General features: G+C 52.8%; 2 rRNA genes. Both read left to right on the top strand.

Annotation, left to right across the window (positions count from 1 at the left end):
• Positions 1 to 88 precede the first annotated feature (88 nt).
• Positions 89 to 2,973, top strand: a 23S ribosomal RNA gene (locus UH38_RS24495).
• A 64-nt stretch (positions 2,974 to 3,037) separates the two neighbouring features.
• Positions 3,038 to 3,155: ribosomal RNA gene (gene rrf / locus UH38_RS24490) — 5S ribosomal RNA — on the top strand.
• The last annotated feature ends 7 nt before the right edge of the window (positions 3,156 to 3,162 follow it).

Below are 3,162 nucleotides of genomic sequence, written 5' to 3'. Positions count from 1 at the left end.
AGAAGATTTCAGCCAGAACCTTGAAAACTGCATAGCAACAACAAATAGCAGGCAGGTACAATTCGTATCTGTTGTAAGCAAAGAAACTGGTCAAGCTACAAAGGGCTGATGGTGGATACCTAGGCACGCAGAGGCGAAGAAGGACGTGGCGACCGACGAAAAGCTCCGGGGAGCTGGAAGCAAGCATTGAGCCGGAGATATCCGAATAGGGCAACCTAAAAACAGCTTGTTGAATATATAGACAAGCATGAGCGAACCCAGCGAACTGAAACATCTTAGTAGCTGGAGGAAAAGAAAGAAAAATCGATTTCCTTAGTAGTGGTGAGCGAAAGGGAAAGAGCCTAAACCAAGTGTTTTCACACTTGGGGTAGTGGGACAGCAATATGGAAGCTGGAAGCTAGACGAAGCAGATAGAAACTGCACCAGAGAAGGTAATAGTCCTGTAGTCGAAAGTGGAAGGATACTAGCTGCATCCCGAGTAGCGCGGAACACGGGAAATTCCGCGTGAATCAGCCTCGACCACGAGGTAAGGCTAAATACTACTGCGTGACCGATAGCGAAACAGTACCGCGAGGGAAAGGTGAAAAGAACCCCGGAAGGGGAGTGAAATAGAATATGAAACCATCAGCTTACAAGCAGTGGGAGGACGATTCAACGTCTGACCGCGTGCCTGTTGAAGAATGAGCCGGCGAGTTATAGGTACTGGTAGGTTAAGGCACTTGGTGCTGAAGCCAAAGCGAAAGCGAGTCTGAATAGGGCAATTAATCAGTATTTATAGACCCGAACCCGGGTGATCTAACCATGTCCAGGATGAAGCTTGGGTAACACCAAGTGGAGGTCCGCACCGACTGATGTTGAAAAATCAGCGGATGAGGTGTGGTTAGGGGTGAAATGCCAATCGAACCCGGAGCTAGCTGGTTCTCCCCGAAATGTGTTGAGGCGCAGCGGTGACGATTATAGTTTGGGGGTAAAGCACTGTTTCGGTGCGGGCGGCGAAAGCTGTACCAAATCGAGACAAACTCAGAATACCAAACGCACACGTCACCAGACAGACGGTGGGGGATAAGCTTCATCGTCAAGAGGGAAACAGCCCAGACCACCAGCTAAGGTCCCCAAATTGTCACTAAGTGATAAAGGAGGTGGGAGTGCAAAGACAACCAGGAGGTTTGCCTAGAAGCAGCCATCCTTGAAAGAGTGCGTAATAGCTCACTGGTCAAGCGCTCCTGCGCCGAAAATGAACGGGGCTAAGTGACGTACCGAAGCTGTGGGATAATTTGATTATCGGTAGGGGAGCGTTCTGTAGTAGGAAGAAGCACTAGCGGCAAGCAGGTGTGGACGAAGCAGAAGTGAGAATGTCGGCTTGAGTAGCGAAAACATTGGTGAGAATCCAATGCCCCGAAACCCTAAGGGTTCCTCCGGCAGGTTCGTCCGCGGAGGGTTAGTCAGGACCTAAGGCGAGGCCAAACGGCGTAGTCGATGGACAACGGGTGATTAATCCCGTACTGAGTATGGTTTGTGCAGAGGGACGGAGAAGGCGTATGTTAGCCAGATGTTGGTTACTGGTGCAAGTACTAAGGCGCTGAGGAGCGGCGAAAACGCTCTGAGCTAAGGTGCGAGTCCGAGCGTCTACGGACGCGAAGTAGCAAAGTCAAGCTTCCCAGAAAAGCTCCAAGCACGTTAAGCCACATTCACCTGTACCCGAAACCGACACAGGTAGGGAGGTTGAGAAAACTAAGGGGCGCGAGATAACTCTCTCTAAGGAACTCGGCAAAATGGCCCCGTAACTTCGGAAGAAGGGGTGCCCACCTCAGACGTGGGTCGCAGTGAAGAGATCCAGGCGACTGTTTACCAAAAACACAGGTCTCCGCCAAGTCGAACGACGAAGTATGGGGGCTGACGCCTGCCCAGTGCCGGAAGGTTAAGGAAGTCGGTCAGGGCGCAAGCCTGAAGCTGGCGACCGAAGCCCCGGTGAACGGCGGCCGTAACTATAACGGTCCTAAGGTAGCGAAATTCCTTGTCGGGTAAGTTCCGACCCGCACGAAAGGCGTAACGATCTGGATGGTGTCTCAGAGAGAGACTCGGCGAAATAGGAATGTCTGTGAAGATACGGACTGCCTGCACCTGGACAGAAAGACCCTATGAAGCTTTACTGTAGCCTGTAATTGGCTCCGGGCTGTGTTTGCGCAGGATAGGTGGGAGGCATTGAGATTGCCCTTGTGGGGGCAAAGGAGCCAACGGTGAGATACCACTCTAACACAGCTAGGATTCTAACTTGGAGCCGTAATCCGGCACGAGAACAGTTGCAGGTGGGCAGTTTGACTGGGGCGGTCGCCTCCCAAATGGTAACGGAGGCGCGCAAAGGTTCCCTCAGCACGCTTGGAAACCGTGCATAGAGTGTAAAGGCATAAAGGGAGCTTGACTGCAAGAGCGACAACTCAAGCAGGGACGAAAGTCGGCCTTAGTGATCCGACGGCACTGAGTGGAAGGGCCGTCGCTCAACGGATAAAAGTTACTCTAGGGATAACAGGCTGATCTCCTCCAAGAGTTCACATCGACGAGGAGGTTTGGCACCTCGATGTCGGCTCATCGCAACCTGGGGCGGAAGTACGTCCCAAGGGTTGGGCTGTTCGCCCATTAAAGCGGTACGTGAGCTGGGTTCAGAACGTCGTGAGACAGTTCGGTCCATATCCGGTGCAGGCGCAAGAGCATTGAGAGGAGCCCTCCTTAGTACGAGAGGACCGGGAGGGACGCACCGCTGGTGTGCCAGTTATCGTGCCAACGGTAAACGCTGGGTAGCCAAGTGCGGCGCGGATAACCGCTGAAAGCATCTAAGTGGGAAGCCCACCTCAAGATGAGTGCTCTCACTACAATAAGTAGGTAAGGTCACAGGAAGATTACCTGTTGATAGGCGCGAGGTGGAAGTGCAGTAATGTATGTAGCCGAAGCGTACTAATAGACCGAGGGCTTGACCTGAAATTCAAGCAGTTGTTGCTGTGCAGTCTTCAGGGTGCTGCGTGTACGCACACCCATCAGTTTTCCTGGTGTCTATGGCGCGGTGGACCCACTCCGACCCCATCCCGAACTCGGAAGTGAAACGCTGCTGCGGCGACGATACTTAGGGGGTTGCCCCTCGGTACAATAGCTCGATGCCAGGTTTAATAA

The sequence above is a fragment of the Aliterella atlantica CENA595 genome (genome assembly GCF_000952155.1).
GTDB lineage: Bacteria > Cyanobacteriota > Cyanobacteriia > Cyanobacteriales > Chroococcidiopsidaceae > Aliterella > Aliterella atlantica.
This window is presented reverse-complemented; position numbering and strand designations above follow the sequence as displayed.